General features: G+C 72.2%; 14 protein-coding genes. 9 read left to right on the top strand and 5 right to left on the bottom strand.

What is annotated here, in order from left to right:
- Positions 1-101: 101 nt before the first annotated feature.
- Together ACZ3HQ_RS07940 and ACZ3HQ_RS07945 are read left to right on the top strand one after the other, a co-directional pair.
- The gene (locus ACZ3HQ_RS07940; RefSeq protein ID WP_467508837.1) at positions 102-2,258 is read left to right on the top strand and encodes a discoidin domain-containing protein; all 2,157 of its coding nucleotides are present in this window, start codon (positions 102-104) and stop codon (positions 2,256-2,258) included.
- Between the two features lie 304 nt (positions 2,259-2,562).
- On the top strand, positions 2,563-2,799 hold the full coding sequence (locus ACZ3HQ_RS07945; protein WP_350902580.1) for a chaplin: 237 nt from the start codon (positions 2,563-2,565) through the stop codon (positions 2,797-2,799).
- A 61-nt stretch (positions 2,800-2,860) separates the two neighbouring features.
- Here the strand turns inward: ACZ3HQ_RS07945 and ACZ3HQ_RS07950 are convergent, their stop codons facing one another.
- Positions 2,861-4,021, bottom strand: coding sequence for an acyltransferase family protein (locus ACZ3HQ_RS07950; protein WP_467508838.1), 1,161 nt, complete (start codon positions 4,019-4,021; stop codon positions 2,861-2,863).
- 343 nt (positions 4,022-4,364) lie between these two features.
- Between ACZ3HQ_RS07950 and ACZ3HQ_RS07955 the strand changes: the two genes are divergently transcribed.
- The 3 genes from ACZ3HQ_RS07955 to ACZ3HQ_RS07965 all read left to right on the top strand — a co-directional run bounded on the left by ACZ3HQ_RS07955 (position 4,365) and on the right by ACZ3HQ_RS07965 (position 7,853).
- Positions 4,365-4,805, top strand: a complete 441-nt coding sequence (locus ACZ3HQ_RS07955) for a Fur family transcriptional regulator (protein WP_467508839.1) — start codon at positions 4,365-4,367, stop codon at positions 4,803-4,805.
- 36 nt (positions 4,806-4,841) lie between these two features.
- Entirely contained in the window at positions 4,842-7,082 is a 2,241-nt protein-coding gene (gene katG / locus ACZ3HQ_RS07960) for a catalase/peroxidase HPI (protein ID WP_467508840.1), read from the top strand.
- A 168-nt stretch (positions 7,083-7,250) separates the two neighbouring features.
- Complete coding sequence (locus tag ACZ3HQ_RS07965; RefSeq protein ID WP_467508841.1) at positions 7,251-7,853, top strand: Rv1733c family protein; 603 nt, start codon at positions 7,251-7,253, stop codon at positions 7,851-7,853.
- On the opposite strand, the gene ACZ3HQ_RS07970 is transcribed toward ACZ3HQ_RS07965, so the two are convergent.
- Positions 7,834-8,001 (bottom strand): hypothetical protein, encoded by a 168-nt coding sequence (locus ACZ3HQ_RS07970; protein ID WP_467508842.1) that lies wholly within the window; start codon positions 7,999-8,001, stop codon positions 7,834-7,836. The two genes, ACZ3HQ_RS07965 and ACZ3HQ_RS07970, sit on opposite strands and share 20 nt — an antisense overlap.
- Before the next feature lie 53 nt (positions 8,002-8,054).
- Between ACZ3HQ_RS07970 and bla the strand changes: the two genes are divergently transcribed.
- The 3 genes from bla to ACZ3HQ_RS07985 all read left to right on the top strand — a co-directional run bounded on the left by bla (position 8,055) and on the right by ACZ3HQ_RS07985 (position 10,528).
- Positions 8,055-8,963: a class A beta-lactamase gene (bla, locus tag ACZ3HQ_RS07975; RefSeq protein WP_467508843.1), complete on the top strand. Its 909-nt coding sequence runs from the start codon at positions 8,055-8,057 to the stop codon at positions 8,961-8,963.
- 267 nt (positions 8,964-9,230) lie between these two features.
- On the top strand, positions 9,231-10,157 hold the full coding sequence (locus tag ACZ3HQ_RS07980; RefSeq protein ID WP_467508844.1) for a hypothetical protein: 927 nt from the start codon (positions 9,231-9,233) through the stop codon (positions 10,155-10,157).
- Between the two features lie 188 nt (positions 10,158-10,345).
- Complete coding sequence (locus ACZ3HQ_RS07985) at positions 10,346-10,528, top strand: hypothetical protein (RefSeq protein ID WP_467508845.1); 183 nt, start codon at positions 10,346-10,348, stop codon at positions 10,526-10,528.
- A gap of 12 nt (positions 10,529-10,540) precedes the next feature.
- Here the strand turns inward: ACZ3HQ_RS07985 and ACZ3HQ_RS07990 are convergent, their stop codons facing one another.
- Both ACZ3HQ_RS07990 and ACZ3HQ_RS07995 read right to left on the bottom strand, forming a co-directional pair.
- Positions 10,541-11,512 (bottom strand): aminoglycoside phosphotransferase family protein, encoded by a 972-nt coding sequence (locus ACZ3HQ_RS07990; RefSeq protein WP_467508846.1) that lies wholly within the window; start codon positions 11,510-11,512, stop codon positions 10,541-10,543.
- A gap of 765 nt (positions 11,513-12,277) precedes the next feature.
- Positions 12,278-13,417 (bottom strand): ROK family protein, encoded by a 1,140-nt coding sequence (locus ACZ3HQ_RS07995; protein WP_467508847.1) that lies wholly within the window; start codon positions 13,415-13,417, stop codon positions 12,278-12,280.
- Positions 13,418-13,508: 91 nt separating this feature from the next.
- Between ACZ3HQ_RS07995 and ACZ3HQ_RS08000 the strand changes: the two genes are divergently transcribed.
- A complete protein-coding gene (locus tag ACZ3HQ_RS08000) occupies positions 13,509-14,777 on the top strand; it encodes a DUF1479 domain-containing protein (RefSeq protein WP_467508848.1) in 1,269 nt (422 codons plus the stop codon).
- Positions 14,778-14,784: 7 nt separating this feature from the next.
- Here ACZ3HQ_RS08000 and ACZ3HQ_RS08005 read toward each other — a convergent pair whose 3' ends face one another.
- Entirely contained in the window at positions 14,785-15,561 is a 777-nt protein-coding gene (locus tag ACZ3HQ_RS08005; RefSeq protein WP_030813130.1) for an isoprenyl transferase, read from the bottom strand.
- Between the last annotated feature and the right edge of the window lie 107 nt (positions 15,562-15,668).

Here is a 15,668-nt window from a genome sequence, read left to right on the forward strand (position 1 = left end):
TTTGGCTTCCGAAGGCTTGCGCCCGCTTGGTTCATCCCTTAAATCAAAACATGAACTAAGCAGGGGCCGGTCTCCCGGTCCCGCAGTCGCAGGGAGCCGCAATGAGACTGAGATCCCTGGGGACAGCGCTCGCCGCCACGGCAGCACTGCTCGCCCTGCCCACCCTCCAACCACCGGCCGTCGCCGCCACGGACGCCGCCCAGGCCGGCTGCAACACCGCCAACGCCGCGCAGGGCAGGCCCGCCACCGCCTCGTCCACCGAGAACGCGGGCACCCCGGCCTCCGCCGCCTTCGACGGCGACACGGGTACCCGCTGGTCCAGCGCCTTCGCCGACCCGCAGTGGCTGCGCGTCGACCTCGGCTCGGTACAGGACCTGTGCGGCATCGACCTGAACTGGGAAGCCGCCTACGGCAAGGACTTCCAGCTCCAGAGCTCGACCGACGGCGCCAACTGGACCACCCTCAAGACCGTCACCGGCGCCACCGGCGGCACCACCTCGTACGCGGTCAGCGGGTCCGGCCGGTACGTGCGCGTCAACGGGACCGCGCGCGGCACCGCCTACGGCTACTCGCTGTGGGAGATGGCCGTGCACACCGGCACCACCGGTGTCCCGCCGGTGCAGGGCGGCGGCGACCTCGGCCCGAACGTGATCGTCGTCGACCCGAGCACGCCGAACCTCCAGCAGAAGTTCGACAGCGTCTTCGCCGGCCAGGAGTCGAACCAGTTCGGCTCCGGCCGCTACCAGTTCCTGATGAAGCCGGGCACGTACAACAACATCAACGCCCAGCTCGGCTTCTACACCTCGGTCTCCGGCGTCGGGCTCAACCCCGACGACGTGCAGATCAACGGCGACATCACCGTCGACGCGGGCTGGTTCAACGGCAACGCCACGCAGAACTTCTGGCGTTCGGCGGAGAACCTCGCCATCCGCCCGGTCAACGGCACCGACCGCTGGGCCGTCGCCCAGGCCGCGCCGTTCCGCCGCATCCACGTCCAGGGCGGGCTCAACCTCGCGCCCAACGGCTACGGCTGGGCCTCCGGCGGCTACATCGCCGACTCGAAGATCGACGGCACGGTGGGACCGTACTCCCAGCAGCAGTGGTACACCCGGGACAGCTCGGTCGGCGGCTGGACCAACGGCGTCTGGAACATGGTGTTCAGCGGGGTGCAGGGTGCGCCCGCGACCAACTTCGACAGCGGCCCGTACACCACGCTGGACAACACCCCGGTCTCCCGCGAGAAGCCGTTCCTCTACCTCGACGGCTCCACGTACAAGGTGTTCGTCCCGGCCAAGCGCACCAACGCGCGGGGCGTGTCCTGGCCGGCCAACGCGGGGACCTCGCTGCCGCTCGACCAGTTCTACGTGGTCAAGCCCGGCGCCACCGCCGCCACCATCAACACCGCGCTCGCCCAGGGCCTCAACCTGCTGTTCACGCCGGGTGTCTACCACCTGGACCGGGCGATCGAGGTCACTCGCGCCAACACCGTGGTCCTCGGTCTCGGCCTCGCGACCATCGTCCCGGACGGCGGCGTCGACGCCATGCACGTGGCCGACGTGGACGGTGTGAAGCTCGCCGGCTTCCTCATCGACGCGGGCAGCGCCAACTCCGACACCCTGCTGCGGATCGGCCCGGCCGGCTCCACCGCCGACCACTCGGCCAACCCCACCTCCATGCAGGACGTGTTCGTGCGCATCGGCGGTGCCGGACCCGGCCTCGCCACCAACTCGGTCGTGGTCAACAGCAACAACGTGATCATCGACCACACCTGGCTGTGGCGCGCCGACCACGGCAGCGGCGTCGGCTGGGACACCAACCGCGCCGACTACGGCCTGCGCGTGAACGGCAACGACGTCCTGGCCACCGGCCTGTTCGTCGAGCACTACAACAAGTACGACGTGTACTGGGCCGGCCAGCGCGGGCGCACCATCTTCTTCCAGAACGAGAAGGCGTACGACGTGCCCAACTCCGCCGCCATCACCCATGACGGCATCGTCGGCTACGCGGCCTACAAGGTCGCCGACTCGGTCACCTCGCACGAGGCATGGGGTCTGGGCAGTTACTGCAACTTCACCACGGACTCCTCCATCGTCCAGGCGCACGGCTTCCAGGTCCCGGTGAACTCCGGGGTCAAGCTGCACGACATCCTGGTGATCTCACTGGGCGGCAAGGGCCAGTACGCCCACGTCGTCAACAACACCGGGGCCCCCACCTCGGGGTCGGACACCATCCCGTCCAAGATCACGCAGTTCCCGTAGTGCGCGGGCGCGCGGCCCGGAAGGCGGGCTTCGCGGGCCGGGCCTAGGGTGACGTGCACGGCGGGCCGCGCGGCCCGCCGTGCACGGTCCCCGGCCCGGTCAGGCGTCCGAGCGGCCGGCCGTCCAGGTCAACCCCTGGGCGGCCGGGCCGACTTCACCCACCGGGAGCCTCCCGCTCCCGCCTCGGACCACCCCGGACCGGGGGCCACCGCCCGAACGGAGTACCACGGCGGGCGCACCGCCCGACCTGCCGCTGTGATGGAGGGGTCCCCAACCTCGATTTCAGTGAGGCAACCTCATGCGTATGCGCAAGCTTGCTGCAACGGCCGTTCTCGCGGGCGCCCTTGCCCTCTCCGGCGCCACGGCGGCCCAGGCGGCCGACCCCGACCCGACCACCGGTGTCGCCGCCAACAGCCCCGGCGTCGCCTCCGGCAACGTCATCCAGGTCCCGGTGGAGATCCCGGTCAACCTGTGCGGCAACACGATCGACGTCGTGGGCCTGCTGAACCCCGCGTTCGGCAACATCTGCGCCAACTCCTGACGGCGTATGCGAAGGGTGCCGGTCCCTCTCCAGTGAGGGGCCGGCACCCGGCTGCCGCGGGTCAGTCGGCCGCGACCGGCTCCTTCTGGACCGAGGGCCGCTCCTTCGGCCGCCCGCCCCGCAGCAGCAGGCGGCGCACCGGGCGCTCCACCCCCTCGAACAGCGCCCAGGACAGCCCGAGCGAGATCGCGAACGCGGCCGCGGTCACCCCGATCCCGGCCACGGCGCCGAAGCGGGGCTTGTCACCCAGGACCGAGATGCCCGCGCGCAGCACCAGCAGATGCACCATGTAGAACGCGAACGACAGCTCCCCGAGCCGCACCAGCCGCCGCCCCCGCCACAGCGTCGGCACCCCGCGCAGGTCGGCCACGGCCGCCGCCGGGATCAGCAGGGTGAACCCGGCCAGGGTGCAGGACGTGGCCGCGTAGCCCGGCGCCACCTGGGGGACGAGGAAGTAGCCGAGGATGGCCAGGGCGAGCGAGCCCTCCAGGCCGGGACCGCGCCAGCGGCCGAGCAGCACCAGCCGCGCGGTGACCGTGCCGAGCACGAACTCCGGCAGCCGGGCCAGGGGCAGCGAGTACATCGGCTGGTTCAGCCAGTGATGGGCGTCCGCCCAGGCCAGCAGCAGGGCGATCACCGCCGCGCAGCCGCCGAGGACCAGCGTGCCGCGCGCGCCCAGGCGGCGCAGCAGCCAGAAGAGGGCCGGGAAGAGCGCGTAGAAGAACGCCTCGCAGGCCAGTGACCAGCTCACCGGGTTGAGCGTCTGCCACCAGGGCTGCCACCAGGAGTGCACCAGCGACACGTTCGCCAGGGTCTGCTTCCAGGTGGGGAGCGCCGGCTTGCCCATGGCGAGGGCGATGGCGACCGCGAGCAGGGCGGTGGCCAGGTGGACCGGGTAGACGCGGGCGATCCGCCGCCGCCAGAAGCCGGGTGCCTTGTCGCCGGGCCGGGCCGACCAGGTGAGCACGAACCCGGACAGGATGAAGAAGAACGACACCCCCGTGCCGCCGGGGGTGAAGGCCCAGGAGACCAGGCGTCCGGCCTGGCCGCCGAGGTAGCCGAAGTTGTTGATGTGCAGTCCGAACACCAGCAGGGCCGCCACCCAGCGCAGTCCGGTGAGCGAGGGCAGCGCGGGTCTGATGCCGTCCGGTGGGGCCGGGGCGGTGGTCGCGTCGGGCCGTGCGGGCGGCGTCCGGGGCGTCCGGGTCGTCGCCGTGGTCATCCAATCACCTGCCGCTGGAGGTTCGCGTGGGGCATGAAGGGGACTGCTGCCCTCCGGCACCCCGACATTCACGTCATGCCGGAAACCTCACACTGCTGCCGAACGAGAGAGCCTCCGCCCTGCCACGGATGGCGGCCCCGGAGCACCCGGACGAGTGAGCGCCGCCCTGGCGGGGAACCACCACCTCGGGTTTCCGTTTTGTCTGGTACATCCCGATGCTTTGTCTGGTGCGTACCGATGCCGGCCGGTCACCTCGAGGAGTCGGACAGTCACGTTGAGAAGTCTCAGACTTGTAAGCCTCGTTTTCTTGAATCTCTCGTGTTTATGGCGGTAGGTTTCTCCCATGACCGCATCCCAGCCCCCGACCACCGCCGCCGCGGAACTGCGCGGTGCGGGCCTCCGCGTCACGGCGGCCCGTGTCGCGCTGCTGGACACCGTCCGCGCGGGCGACCACCTAGCCGCCGAGGCGATCGCCTCCCAGGTCCGCGAGCGAGTGGGTCACATCTCCGTACAAGCCGTCTACGAGGCCCTGCACGCGCTCACCGCCGCTGGTCTCATACGCCGCATCGAACCGGCCGGCAGCGCCGCCCGGTTCGAGGGACGCGTCGGCGACAACCACCACCACGCCGTGTGCCGCTCGTGCGGTGCCGTCGCCGACGTCGACTGCGCGGTGGGCCACGCGCCCTGCCTGACCGCCTCCGACGACCGGGGCTTCGTCATCGACGAGGCCGAGGTCGTGTACTGGGGGGTCTGCTCCGACTGCTCCACCGGCCGCAGCTCCTAGCGCCGCTATATCCCGCCTTTTTCCGGAAGGATCGACATGCCTCACAACGAAGACGCGATCGTCACCGACCCGAAGCCCGAGGAGAGCGGCGGCTGCCCCGTCGCGCACGGTGCCAGTGCCACCTCCCTGCACCCGGCGCTCGGCAGCGGCAACGACCGCTGGTGGCCCAAGCAGCTCAACCTGAAGGTCCTTGCCAAGAACCCGCCCGTCGCCAACCCGCTGGGCGAGGAGTTCGACTACGCCGAGGCGTTCCTCAGCCTGGACCTGCCGGCCGTGAAGCGGGACCTCGCCGAGGTGCTCACCACCTCCCAGGACTGGTGGCCCGCCGACTTCGGCCACTACGGGCCGTTCATCATCCGCATGGCCTGGCACAGCGCCGGCACCTACCGCACCCTCGACGGCCGCGGCGGTGGCGGCAGCGGCCAGCAGCGCTTCGCCCCGCTCAATAGCTGGCCGGACAACGCCAACCTGGACAAGGCCCGCCGGCTGCTCTGGCCGGTGAAGCAGAAGTACGGCAAGAACATCTCCTGGGCCGACCTCATGATCCTCGCGGGCAACGTCGCGCTGGAGACCATGGGCTTCAAGACCTTCGGCTTCGGCGGCGGCCGCGTGGACGCGTGGGAGCCCGACGCCGACGTGTACTGGGGCCCGGAGACCACCTGGCTCGGCGACGAGCGCTATACCGGCGACCGTGAGCTGGACAAGCCCCTCGCCGCCGTCCAGATGGGTCTGATCTACGTCAACCCGGAGGGCCCCAACGGCACCCCGGACCCGATCGCCGCGGCCCGCGACATCCGCGAGACCTTCGCCCGCATGGCGATGAACGACGAGGAGACCGTCGCCCTGATCGCGGGCGGCCACACCTTCGGCAAGACCCACGGCGCGGGCCCGTCGAGCGACGTCGGCCCCGACCCGATGGACGCCCCGATGGAGCAGCAGGGCCTCGGCTGGAAGAGCAGCTACGGCACCGGCAAGGGCCCCGACACCATCACCTCGGGCCTGGAGGTCACCTGGAACTCCACCCCGATCACCTGGGACGTCAACTTCTTCGCCACCCTCTTCGGCTACGAGTGGGAGCTGACCGAGAGCCCCGCCGGCGCCAAGCAGTGGAAGCCGAAGGACGGCGCGGGCGACGGCACCGTGCCCAGCGCCTTCGACCCGGACAAGAAGATCGCGCCGAACATGCTCACGACGGACCTGTCGCTGCGCTTCGACCCGATCTACGGGCCGATCTCCCGCCGGTTCTACGAGCACCCGGAGGAGTTCGCGGACGCCTTCGCCCGCGCCTGGTACAAGCTGACCCACCGCGACATGGGCCCGAAGTCGCTGCTGCTCGGCCCCGAGGTGCCCGAGGAGACGCTGCTCTGGCAGGACCCGCTGCCGCAGCCGGTCGGGGAGCCGATCGACGCGGCCGACGCCGACGCGCTCAAGGGCAAGATCCTCGACTCCGGTCTCACCGTGGCCCAGCTCGTCAGCACCGCGTGGGCGTCCGCGTCCACCTTCCGCGGCAGTGACAAGCGGGGCGGTGCCGACGGCGCCCGGGTCCGCCTGGAGCCGCAGCGCGGCTGGGAGGTCAACGACCCCGACCAGCTCGCCCTGGTGCTGCGCACGCTCGAGGGCATCCAGGAGGAGTTCAACGCCTCCGCCGGTGCCAAGCACGTCTCCCTGGCCGACCTGATCGTCCTCGGCGGCGACGCCGCGGTGGAGAAGGCCGCGAAGGACGGCGGCTTCCCGGTCGACGTGCCCTTCACGCCGGGCCGCGTGGACGCGAGCCAGGAGCAGACCGACGTCGAGTCGTTCGAGGCGCTCAAGCCCGCCGCCGACGGCTTCCGCAACTACGTCGGCAAGGGCAGCAACCCCGGCCGCGCCGAGTACGCGCTCGTCGACCGCGCCAACCTGCTGACCCTCAGCTCCCCGGAGCTGACCGTCCTCATCGGCGGCCTCAGGGTCCTGGGCGCCAACTACCAGGACTCCGACCTGGGCGTCTTCACCGAGACGCCGGGCGTGCTGACCAACGACTGGTTCGTCAACCTGCTCGACCTCGGCACCACGTGGAGCTCCACCTCCGAGGACCAGTCCACCTTCGAGGGCCGGGACGCCTCCACCGGCGCCGTCAAGTGGACCGGCACCCGTGCCGACCTGGTCTTCGGCTCCAACGCCGAGCTGCGCGCCGTCGCCGAGGTGTACGCCTCCGACGACGCCAAGGAGAAGTTCGTCAAGGACTTCGCCGCCGCGTGGCACAAGGTGATGAACCTGGGCCGGTTCGACCTCGCCTGAGTTCCCGCAGCACCCGGGAGTGCCCCCGAACCGGCCGGTTCGGGGGCACTCCCTTGTCCGCGGCACCCCGTCCCGCCTGCGGTTCTTCCACCCCGGCCGCCCGTACTGCGGGCTGGTCGGGTCAGGTGCACGATGGTGGTGTGGGCAGGCGAGAGGAGGCGGCTGCCGATGACTCGGACACCTCCGGAAACGATCACCCCGGTACGACTCTGGCGCTGGCGGCGCAATCCGCTGCGCAGACACGGCGACCTCGTCGAGGCGTGGGTCGTGCTTCTCACCTGGATCTTCGTCGTCCTGGGGGGTGCCCTCGCGGGCTGGGCCGCCGCGAGTTCCGTGGACTCCGCGCTCGCCGAGCGCCGCGACCAGGTGCACGAGGTCCGCGCGGTCCTCACCGGCCCGGCGCCGAAGACCCCGCCCTCGCGTGGCGGCTACGACGACGAACGGGTGTGGGCCAAGGTCCGCTGGACCGACGGCAGGGGAGCCGTGCACACCGACAAGGCCAAGGTGAGCCCCGGCACTCCGGCCGGGACCTCCGTCGTCCTGTGGACGGACGGCTCCGGACGTGCCGTGCCGCCGCCCGCCTCTCTGGCCGAGTCCCTGCTCCAGACCGTGCTCACCGGCGTCCTCGTCGCCCAGATCACCGGCACGGCCGTCTGGGCCGGCGGGCGGCTGGCGTGCGGCACGCTCGTGCGGCGCCGGCTCGCCGAATGGGACGAGGAGTGGAGCCGCGTCGGCCCGGAGTGGCGGCGGCTCAGCGGCGGCAGGGGCTGACGCCCGGCCTGGCGTCGGCCGGCGGTGTCCAGCTCGCGCCGTGCTGCCGGGCGAACGGCTCCGCGCACAGCAGCCGCGCCCGCCCGGCCTGGTCCAGCCGGTGGGCGCGCTCTTGGACATGAGCGGTGTCCTGCTGTTTCGCTGTCACCTGTCGGTAATCCAATTGGTCCGACGGACCAACTCCCGTGGAGGGAACCACACATGACCCGTGCCACCCCCGTCCCGCGCCGCACCCTGCTTTGTGCGGGCGCCGCCCTCACCGCCACTGCCGCCGCCACCTCCGGCGCGCCCGCCTTCGCCGCCTCGAACGGCCCGGCCACGCCGCGCCCCGAGCTGGCGGCGCTGGAGAAGCGGTACGGCGCGCGGCTCGGCGTGTACGCGCGCAATCCCCGCACCGGCGCGACGGTGGCGTACCGCGCCGACGAGCCGTTCGCCATGTGCTCGACGTTCAAGGCCATCGCCGCGGCGGCCGTCCTGCGCGACCACGGGGGACGCGCCGCGCTCGGCGAGGTGATCCACTATCCGCCGGCCGACATCCTGGCCAACTCCGAGCACACCAAGGCCCGTCAGGAGACCGGGATGGCGCTGGGCGACGTGTGCGCGGCCGCCATCCAGTACAGCGACAACACGGCCGGCAACCTCATGCTCCGCCGGATCGGCGGCCCGGCCGGGCTCACCCGCTTCTTCCGCTCCCTCGGTGACCGGGTGAGTCGGCTCGACCGGTGGGAGACCGACCTGAACACCGCCGTACCCGGTGACCCGCGCGACACCACCACCCCGCGCGCGCTTGGCCGCACTTTCGAACTGCTCACGCTGGGGCGGGCGTTGAGCGACGGCGACCGGGAGCAGCTCGTCGGCTGGCTGCGCGGGAACACCACCAGCGGCAAGCGGTTCGGCGCCGGGCTGCCCTCGGACTGGGTGCTGGCGGACAAGACCGGTACCGGCTCCTACGCCACCGCCAACGACCTCGGCGTGGCCTGGACGAGCAAGGGCACGCCGCTGCTGCTGTCGGTGCTGTCCACCAAGCCGGCGCCCGACGCGCCCGTGGACGAGGCGCTGATCGAGGAGACGGCACGCCTGCTCGCGGCCACCCTCGCGCCAGGGGAGTGACCCGCCGGTGACCGGCGGGGCCGACCGGCGCAATTCGGGGATGTCGGGTCCCGTACCGAAATCCGCCATCCGTGCTGACCTGCGCATTCGGTTCCGGCGCGACTGTGATGATGCTCAACTCATGGAAAATTGACGGGAGTTGTAAAGGCGACAAGACTCTGACCGTCCTCGCTTCCGCCTCGGGCGGGCGAAGGGACACGGGGCGCCGCGCGCCGGTTGGCGCGCGCCCTGCCACCTCCCACACCTTTGAACGGACAGAGGCTCACCTTGGCACGCTCGCAACCAGCCAGATTTCTCGCCACGGCCGCCGCGGCCTTCCTCGCGGCGACCGTCGCGCCGCTGATCGGCGCCATCGCCGCCCACGCGCAGGAGGGCGGCGACTGCTCTTCCGCCACCGTGCAGTACCGCCTGGTCGACGCCGACGGCAAGGTCGTCGGCGCCGACTGGTCCTCGCAGGGCGGGTTCCACCAGTGGGACACCGTGCCCGGCACCGTCGAGGTCCGCCTCGCGCCCGGCCAGAGCGTCGGCGCGGGGTGCAGCTACCCCGTCTCGCTCGCCGAGTACACCACCGAGGGCCCCGACTGGGCCTCCTCCGGCCGCCAGGAGATGATCGACAAGGCCACCGTCCACCTCACTGCGAAGGATGTCGCGGGCAAGGACGACGACGGCCGCGCCTGGCAGAAGCTCAGCGTCAAGGCGCCGAACTGCTTCGGCCAGATCGACCTCTACGGCGAGGACACCGCCTACGACGGCAAGGAGGGCGAGGGCCACGGCCCGCTGCCCGACGTGCGCGCCGGCGTCCTCACCCCGTATCACCTGATAGCCGCCTGGAACGGCGGGGACAAGCGGTGCGAGGCCGGTACGCCGGAGTCGGCCACCCCGAGCCCGTCCGCGCCGGAGAACTCCGCTAGCCCGGCGCCTTCCGCGCCGCCCGCCGGGGGTGCGCCGAGCGCGCCCGCCGAGGGCACCAAGCCTCCGGTGAGCCCGAAGCCCGGCGCGACGCCGTCCACCGACGCGGACGTGCCGCCGGTCCAGTCCAGTCCGCCCGCTCCCAAGTCCTCGCCCAACGGCGGTAATCCGCCGCTGGCGGAGACCGGTGCGGGTGCCCCGGTCGGCATGCTCGCGGGTGGGGCCGCGCTCGTGCTGGCCGTGGGAGCCGGAACGGTGTACGCCTCGCGCGCACGCCGTTCCTGACCCCTCCCGCGTCACCGGCGCGGAAAGGGGAGGCAGGAGGGGGAGCCGTCGGCGGACGGTTCCCCCTTTTCGGCTCCGCACGGGCTGGTTTCCCAGTACCGGCAGTAACATGATGATCTTTCTCCGGAAGTTACTCACCAGTCAACCAGGCGTCGTCCGCGCGGGCGCGCCCTCTTCCGGAGATGACCATGTCCGCTGTCGACGAGGCGTTGGAAAACGCCCGTACCACCTATGAGCAGCACGTACAGACCTGCCGCCAGTGCCGTGCCGACGGCGCGGCCTGCGCCGTGGCCAAGGTGCACCTGCGCACGTACAACAACGCCCGCCGCGACCATCTCCGGGCCACGGGCGGCGCGGCGCACAGAGGCTGAGGCTTCCGGGGCTCAGAACGGGGGTGCGTCCCCCGTCTCCAGCAGTGAGTGGCTGCTGTTCGCCGTCTCCGTCGCGGACGGGAAGAGACGGGTCCACGCGCGGACCCGTCCCAGTGCGCCCAGTCGCCAGGCGAGCCGGGCCGCGCGGCGGAGTTCCGCCGTCGAGAGCCCCAGGTCGGTCCAGGGGTCGAGGTAGGCGTCGCGCAGGCGCGGGAGCACGTCGGGTCCGTAGCGCTCGGCCGCCCGCTGGGCCGGGATGCGCAGGCTGGCGAAGGGGTGCGAGACGATGGCGTCTCCCCAGTCGAAGTAGGTGAACCGGCCCGGCTCCGGGTGGAAGAGCTGACCCTCGTGCAGGTCGGCGTGGTCGAGCGAGTCGGGCACGCCGAGCGCGTCCAACTCCGCGCACCAGTCGACGAGTCGGGGTCGCAGAGCATCGAGCCGGGCCCGCTGCTCCGGGTCCAGGGCCCGGTTACCGGCCCCCAACCGGTCGAAGGATGCGGGCACTTCGCGCACGCGCAGCCTCGGCACGCCGAGCGCGGCCAGTTCGCCGACGCGTGGCACCAAGTCCCGCTGCATCCTGGCGTACCCGCCGAGCAACTCTTCCCAGGCCCGCGGCCCCACCTCCATCTCCCGGAACAGCGGCCCTCCGTCCGGCAGCAACGACCACCCCCGGTCGCCGTCGACGGCCAGCGGCCGCAGCACATACTCCGGCACCCACCGAGCCAACGCGGCGGTCAACGGCCCCTCGAAGACACTGCCAGGCGGATTGGCCTTGAACCACACGACGGCCCGCCCACCCACCGGCACCCGCATCAGCACCGACCAGGGCCGCACCCGAACCCTGGGCACCCCCGTCACCCGCAGCCCATGCCGCGCGAGTTCCCCCTCGACCCACCCGAAGACGCCCTCCCGCCACGCCTCCTCCTCCCAAGGCGTCACCACCTCGGGGTACACCCCCCGATCCACCTCAACCATGCGCTCCATCAAGCAATCCCAGCACGACGCCCGCCCCCCGGCCAGGGAATTCCCCCGCCCGTTCCGCGCTACTAGCGCCAGACGGTGCGCTGCCCGCGCACGAGCCGCCGGTAAAACGGGGAGTTCTCCACGCGGCGCCCACCCGTTCAACTCCCGCAACTCCGCCGCCGCCCGCCCGGGCAAGCCTTGGTCATCGCCCGGACGAGGCGGGAGTCGCAGGTCTATCGCCGGTTTCTCGCCGCGCAGGCCCCACAACCACCTCCCGCCGCTCCGCCAGCACCTGCTCGCGCGGCGGGGGGCTGGCGTCCCGGCCGCCACCTGAACGGGGCGCGGCACTGCCGGTCGATCCAGCGGTTGTCGCCGCGCGGCCCGAGCGGGCAGTTTCGCACCACTCGCTCGTGCATGGCCGTCAGCCGACCGTCGCGGTCCTCCCGGACGGGATGTGGCCCGTGCGCGGATCGCAGGCCGAGCCGTGAGTTCCTAGCGCCCAGCCCGCACCCCCAGCCCTCGCGGCTCTGCCGTCGCTTGCGCCGCCGCCAGCCTGGATAAGGCTCGGCCCCCACCCGGGCGTGAACCGCCGGGCGACCTCCGAGTTCTCGGCGTTCTGCCCCCACGACCAGCTTCCGCGGCTCCGCCACCGCCCGCTCGCACGTTGTCCCTCAGCAAGTCGCGACCACGGTCCAGACGCAGCGGGAGCCGCAGGTCGATCCCCGGCGTCACGTCGCGCAGGCCCCACGACCCCCTCCGCGTCGCCGTCAGCTCGGTGAGCCTTGGTCATTGGGCGGGCGGGGCGGGAGTCGCAGAGCCATCCCCGCCTGCTCGCCGCGCGTCCCCCACAATCAGCTCCCGCAGCTCCGCCATCGCCCGCTCCCGTGCCGCAGTGAGTTCCGGGGAGGCGACCGTCGCCTCCACCGCCCCGACCGGGCGCGGTCCCTGCGCGAGTTGCCGGTCGATCGCCGTGCGCATCGCCGGAAGGCGCCCCCACTCGCCGCCCAGCACGATCAGTGCGGGGTCTGCCAGGGCCACGGCCGCGCTCAGTACGCCGCCCACCGCGCGCGCCAGTGTCTCCGCAGCGCCGGCGTCGGAGGTGATGGCCGCCTCCAGGGCCGGTACGTCGATGGCCGTCGAGTCCGGCCGGCGCAGGCCGAGCGCGGCGAAGACCTCGGTGAAGGGCATCGCCGTGCCGTCCGGGCCGGCGGTGCACACGTGGGCGATCTCGCCGGCCAGTCCCCGGTGGCCGCGGCGGACGGTGCCGTCCGTCACGACGGCGCAGCCGAGGCCCTCGCCGAGGTGGAGGTAGACGAAGTCGTCCACGCCCACGGCCGCGTGCTCGGCGTGGGCGGCCCAGTTGACGTCGTTGTCCACGAGGACGGGGCCGGTGACATGCGGGGCGAGGACGGCGGCGGGGTCGAGGGCGCCGACCAGGAAGGGGGCGTCGGGGAGGCGGACCAGGCGGCCGGTCGCGCGGTCGACGGGGTCGGCGGCGCTGACGACGGCGAGGCGGAAAGGGCCGGTGAGCCGGGCGGCCGCCTCGGCCAGCGCCCTTGCCGCCTGGTGCTCGCCCGCGTTCCGCCCGAGGTCGGCATGGGCGCGCCCCACGGTGTCGCCGAGGGCGTCCACCGTCTCGGCCCGCACGCCGCGCGGCGAGATGCTCGCCACCAGCGCGGTGCCGAGCCCCGGCGCGAGCGCGTAGTACGTACCCGAGCGTCCGCGCCCCGTCGTGCGCTCCCCGGTGTCGACCAGCAGGCCGGAGGCCGCGAGGCGCTGCACGGCGTCGGAGATGGTCGGCTTGGAGATGCCGGTGCGGGCCGCGATCTCCGCGCGGGTCAGCCGCCGGTCGGCCATCAGGGCGCGCAGCACGTTCTCGTCCGTGAGCGCGCGCAGCATCTCCAGCGAGGGCTTGGCGGGTGTCATGCGCGCCAGTCTAGTAAGGACTCTTGCCCAAAGGGGCGGCCCGGCCTACCGTGGATTTGGTAAAGAGCCCTCACCAAAGGAGCCGGGCGTCATGACCCTCACCCGCACCGACCTGCCGCACTGGGAGACGATCCCCGCCGACCTCCCCGCCGCGATCCGCGAGATCAAGGCCGCCCTGCGGGCCCGCATCGAGGCGTCCGGCCGCAGCGTGGAGGACGTCTTCGCCGCCGTGGAGCGACGCGTCGCCGCACGCGTCGCGGAGATCGAGGCGGCCGGGGACGACGTGTGGCCGGTGGTCGAGTACGCCGACATCGAGAACGGCACCGTCACCCCCGAGCAGTCGGCCCGCATCAGCGCCCGCGGCTGCCTCGTCGTACGCGGCCACTTCCCCCGCGAACAGGCGCTCGCCTGGGACGCCGGGATCGTGGACTACGTCGAGGGCAACCGCTTCTTCGAGAACTACTCCGGCCCCGGCGACGACTTCTTCGGCAGCGTCGGCTCCAAGCCGGAGATCTACCCCGTCTACTGGTCCCCGGCCCAGATGGAAGCGAGGCAGAGCGGGCGCATGGCCCGCGTGCAGTCGTTCCTCAACTCCTTCTGGCGGCACACCTCCGACGGCGTCCAGTGGTTCGACCCCGACCGTGACGCCCTCTACCCCGACCGCATCCGCCGCCGCCCGCCCGGCACCGACTCCGCCGGCCTAGGCACCCACTGCGACCCCGGCACCCTCGACCTGTGGATGACCAGCGCGTACCAACAGGCGTTCCGTCACCTCTTCGACGGCACCGTGGAGGAGTACGACCCCTGGGACCCGGCCCACCGCACGTCAGGCCCCCAGTACCCCGGCTCCACCATGTGCTCGGCGTTCCGCACCTTCCAGGGCTGGACCGCGCTGTCCGACATGGACCACGACCAGGGCGTCCTGCACACCGTGCCGATCCCCGAGGCCATGGCCTACCTGATGCTGCGCCCGCTGCTGCCCGACGTGCCCGAGGACGACATGTGCGGGGTCACCGTCAACCAGGTCTTCCCGGCGAGCGAGCAGTGGCACCCGCTGATCGTGAAGGCGCTCTCCGGCATCCCCGACGTGCGCGCGGGTGACTCCGTCTGGTGGCACTGCGACATGATCCACAGCGTGGCCCCGGTCCGGGACCAGCGGGGCTGGGGCAACGTCATGTACATCCCCGCCGCCCCCTGGTGCCCGCGCAACGAGACGTACGCCTCCTCGGTGCGCGAGGCGTTCCTCACCGGCTCCAGCCCGGCCGACTTCCCCGAGGAGCACTACGAGCGCACCTGGCCCGACCGCTTCCCGGCAGACAGTCTCAACGCCACCGGCCGCCGGGGCCTCGGCCTGGACTGACGCCCGCTCAGCGCCCGTAACGCCGCTCGCGGGCCGCGTACGAGCGCAGTGCGCGCAGCAGGTCGATCTGGCGGAACGCGGGCCAGAGCACGTCCACGAAGTGCACCTCCGCGTACGCCGACTGCCACAGCAGGAACCCGGAGAGGCGCTGCTCGCCGGAGGTGCGGATGACGAAGTCGGTGTCGTGCCCGGCGGGGGAGTACAGGTTGTCGGTGATGTGCTCCAGATCGAAGTCGGCGGCCAGGTCGCGCGGGTCGCCGCCGGCGCGGATGTGCTTGTCGAAGGCGGCCCGGACCGCGTCCACGATCTCCCGGCGCCCGCCGTAGCCGACCGCGACGTCGACCTTCAGACCGCCCCGGCCGGTCGTCGTGGCGGCGGCCTCCTTCAGCACCCGCGCGGTGTCGCCCGGCAGCAGGTCCAGCGCGCCGATGATCTCGATCTCCCAGGGAGCGTCGGTCGCGCAGACCCGGCGCACGGTCTCCTCGATGATGTCGAGCAGCGGGCCGAGTTCGGCGGCCGGCCGGTGCAGATTGTCGTCGGACAGCATCCACAGGGTGACGTGGCTGATCTCGGCGTCGGCGCACCAGTGCAGGAAGTCCGTGACCTTCGCGCCGCCGACGCGATAGCCCTCACGGACGTCCGTGTGCCCCGCGCCGCGCGCCCAGCGCCGGTTGCCGTCCAGCATGATCGCCACATGCCGGGGCCGGGGCAGGCCCTCCAACTTGCGGTTCAGCCGCCGCAGATACACCGCTTCCAGCGCCGAGCGCAGTGCCTTCCATGCCACGCCGAGATCCTTCCAAGGCCGGGGGGTGAGGTCGCAAACGATAGCGGCATTCGCCGGGGGTGTTCCGCCCGGCCGCCCTCCGGCCGCTCCCGGCAGGGGCGTTACGC

Source organism: Streptomyces sp. NPDC018263 (genome assembly GCF_055562575.1).

Bases quoted from the DNA above. Each gene is read 5' to 3' on its own strand.
- ACZ3HQ_RS07945 (WP_350902580.1), top strand. From the start codon at position 2,563: ATGCGCAAGCTTGCTGCAACGGCCGTTCTCGCGGGCGCCCTTGCCCTC.
- ACZ3HQ_RS07990 (WP_467508846.1), bottom strand. From the start codon at position 11,512: ATGGAGCGCATGGTTGAGGTGGATCGGGGGGTGTACCCCGAGGTGGTG.
- ACZ3HQ_RS07955 (WP_467508839.1), top strand. From the start codon at position 4,365: ATGACCGCATCCCAGCCCCCGACCACCGCCGCCGCGGAACTGCGCGGT.
- ACZ3HQ_RS07965 (WP_467508841.1), top strand. From the start codon at position 7,251: ATGACTCGGACACCTCCGGAAACGATCACCCCGGTACGACTCTGGCGC.
- ACZ3HQ_RS07940 (WP_467508837.1), top strand. From the start codon at position 102: ATGAGACTGAGATCCCTGGGGACAGCGCTCGCCGCCACGGCAGCACTG.
- ACZ3HQ_RS07985 (WP_467508845.1), top strand. From the start codon at position 10,346: ATGTCCGCTGTCGACGAGGCGTTGGAAAACGCCCGTACCACCTATGAG.
- ACZ3HQ_RS07950 (WP_467508838.1), bottom strand. From the start codon at position 4,021: ATGACCACGGCGACGACCCGGACGCCCCGGACGCCGCCCGCACGGCCC.
- katG (WP_467508840.1), top strand. From the start codon at position 4,842: ATGCCTCACAACGAAGACGCGATCGTCACCGACCCGAAGCCCGAGGAG.
- bla (WP_467508843.1), top strand. From the start codon at position 8,055: ATGACCCGTGCCACCCCCGTCCCGCGCCGCACCCTGCTTTGTGCGGGC.
- ACZ3HQ_RS08000 (WP_467508848.1), top strand. From the start codon at position 13,509: ATGACCCTCACCCGCACCGACCTGCCGCACTGGGAGACGATCCCCGCC.
- ACZ3HQ_RS07995 (WP_467508847.1), bottom strand. From the start codon at position 13,417: ATGACACCCGCCAAGCCCTCGCTGGAGATGCTGCGCGCGCTCACGGAC.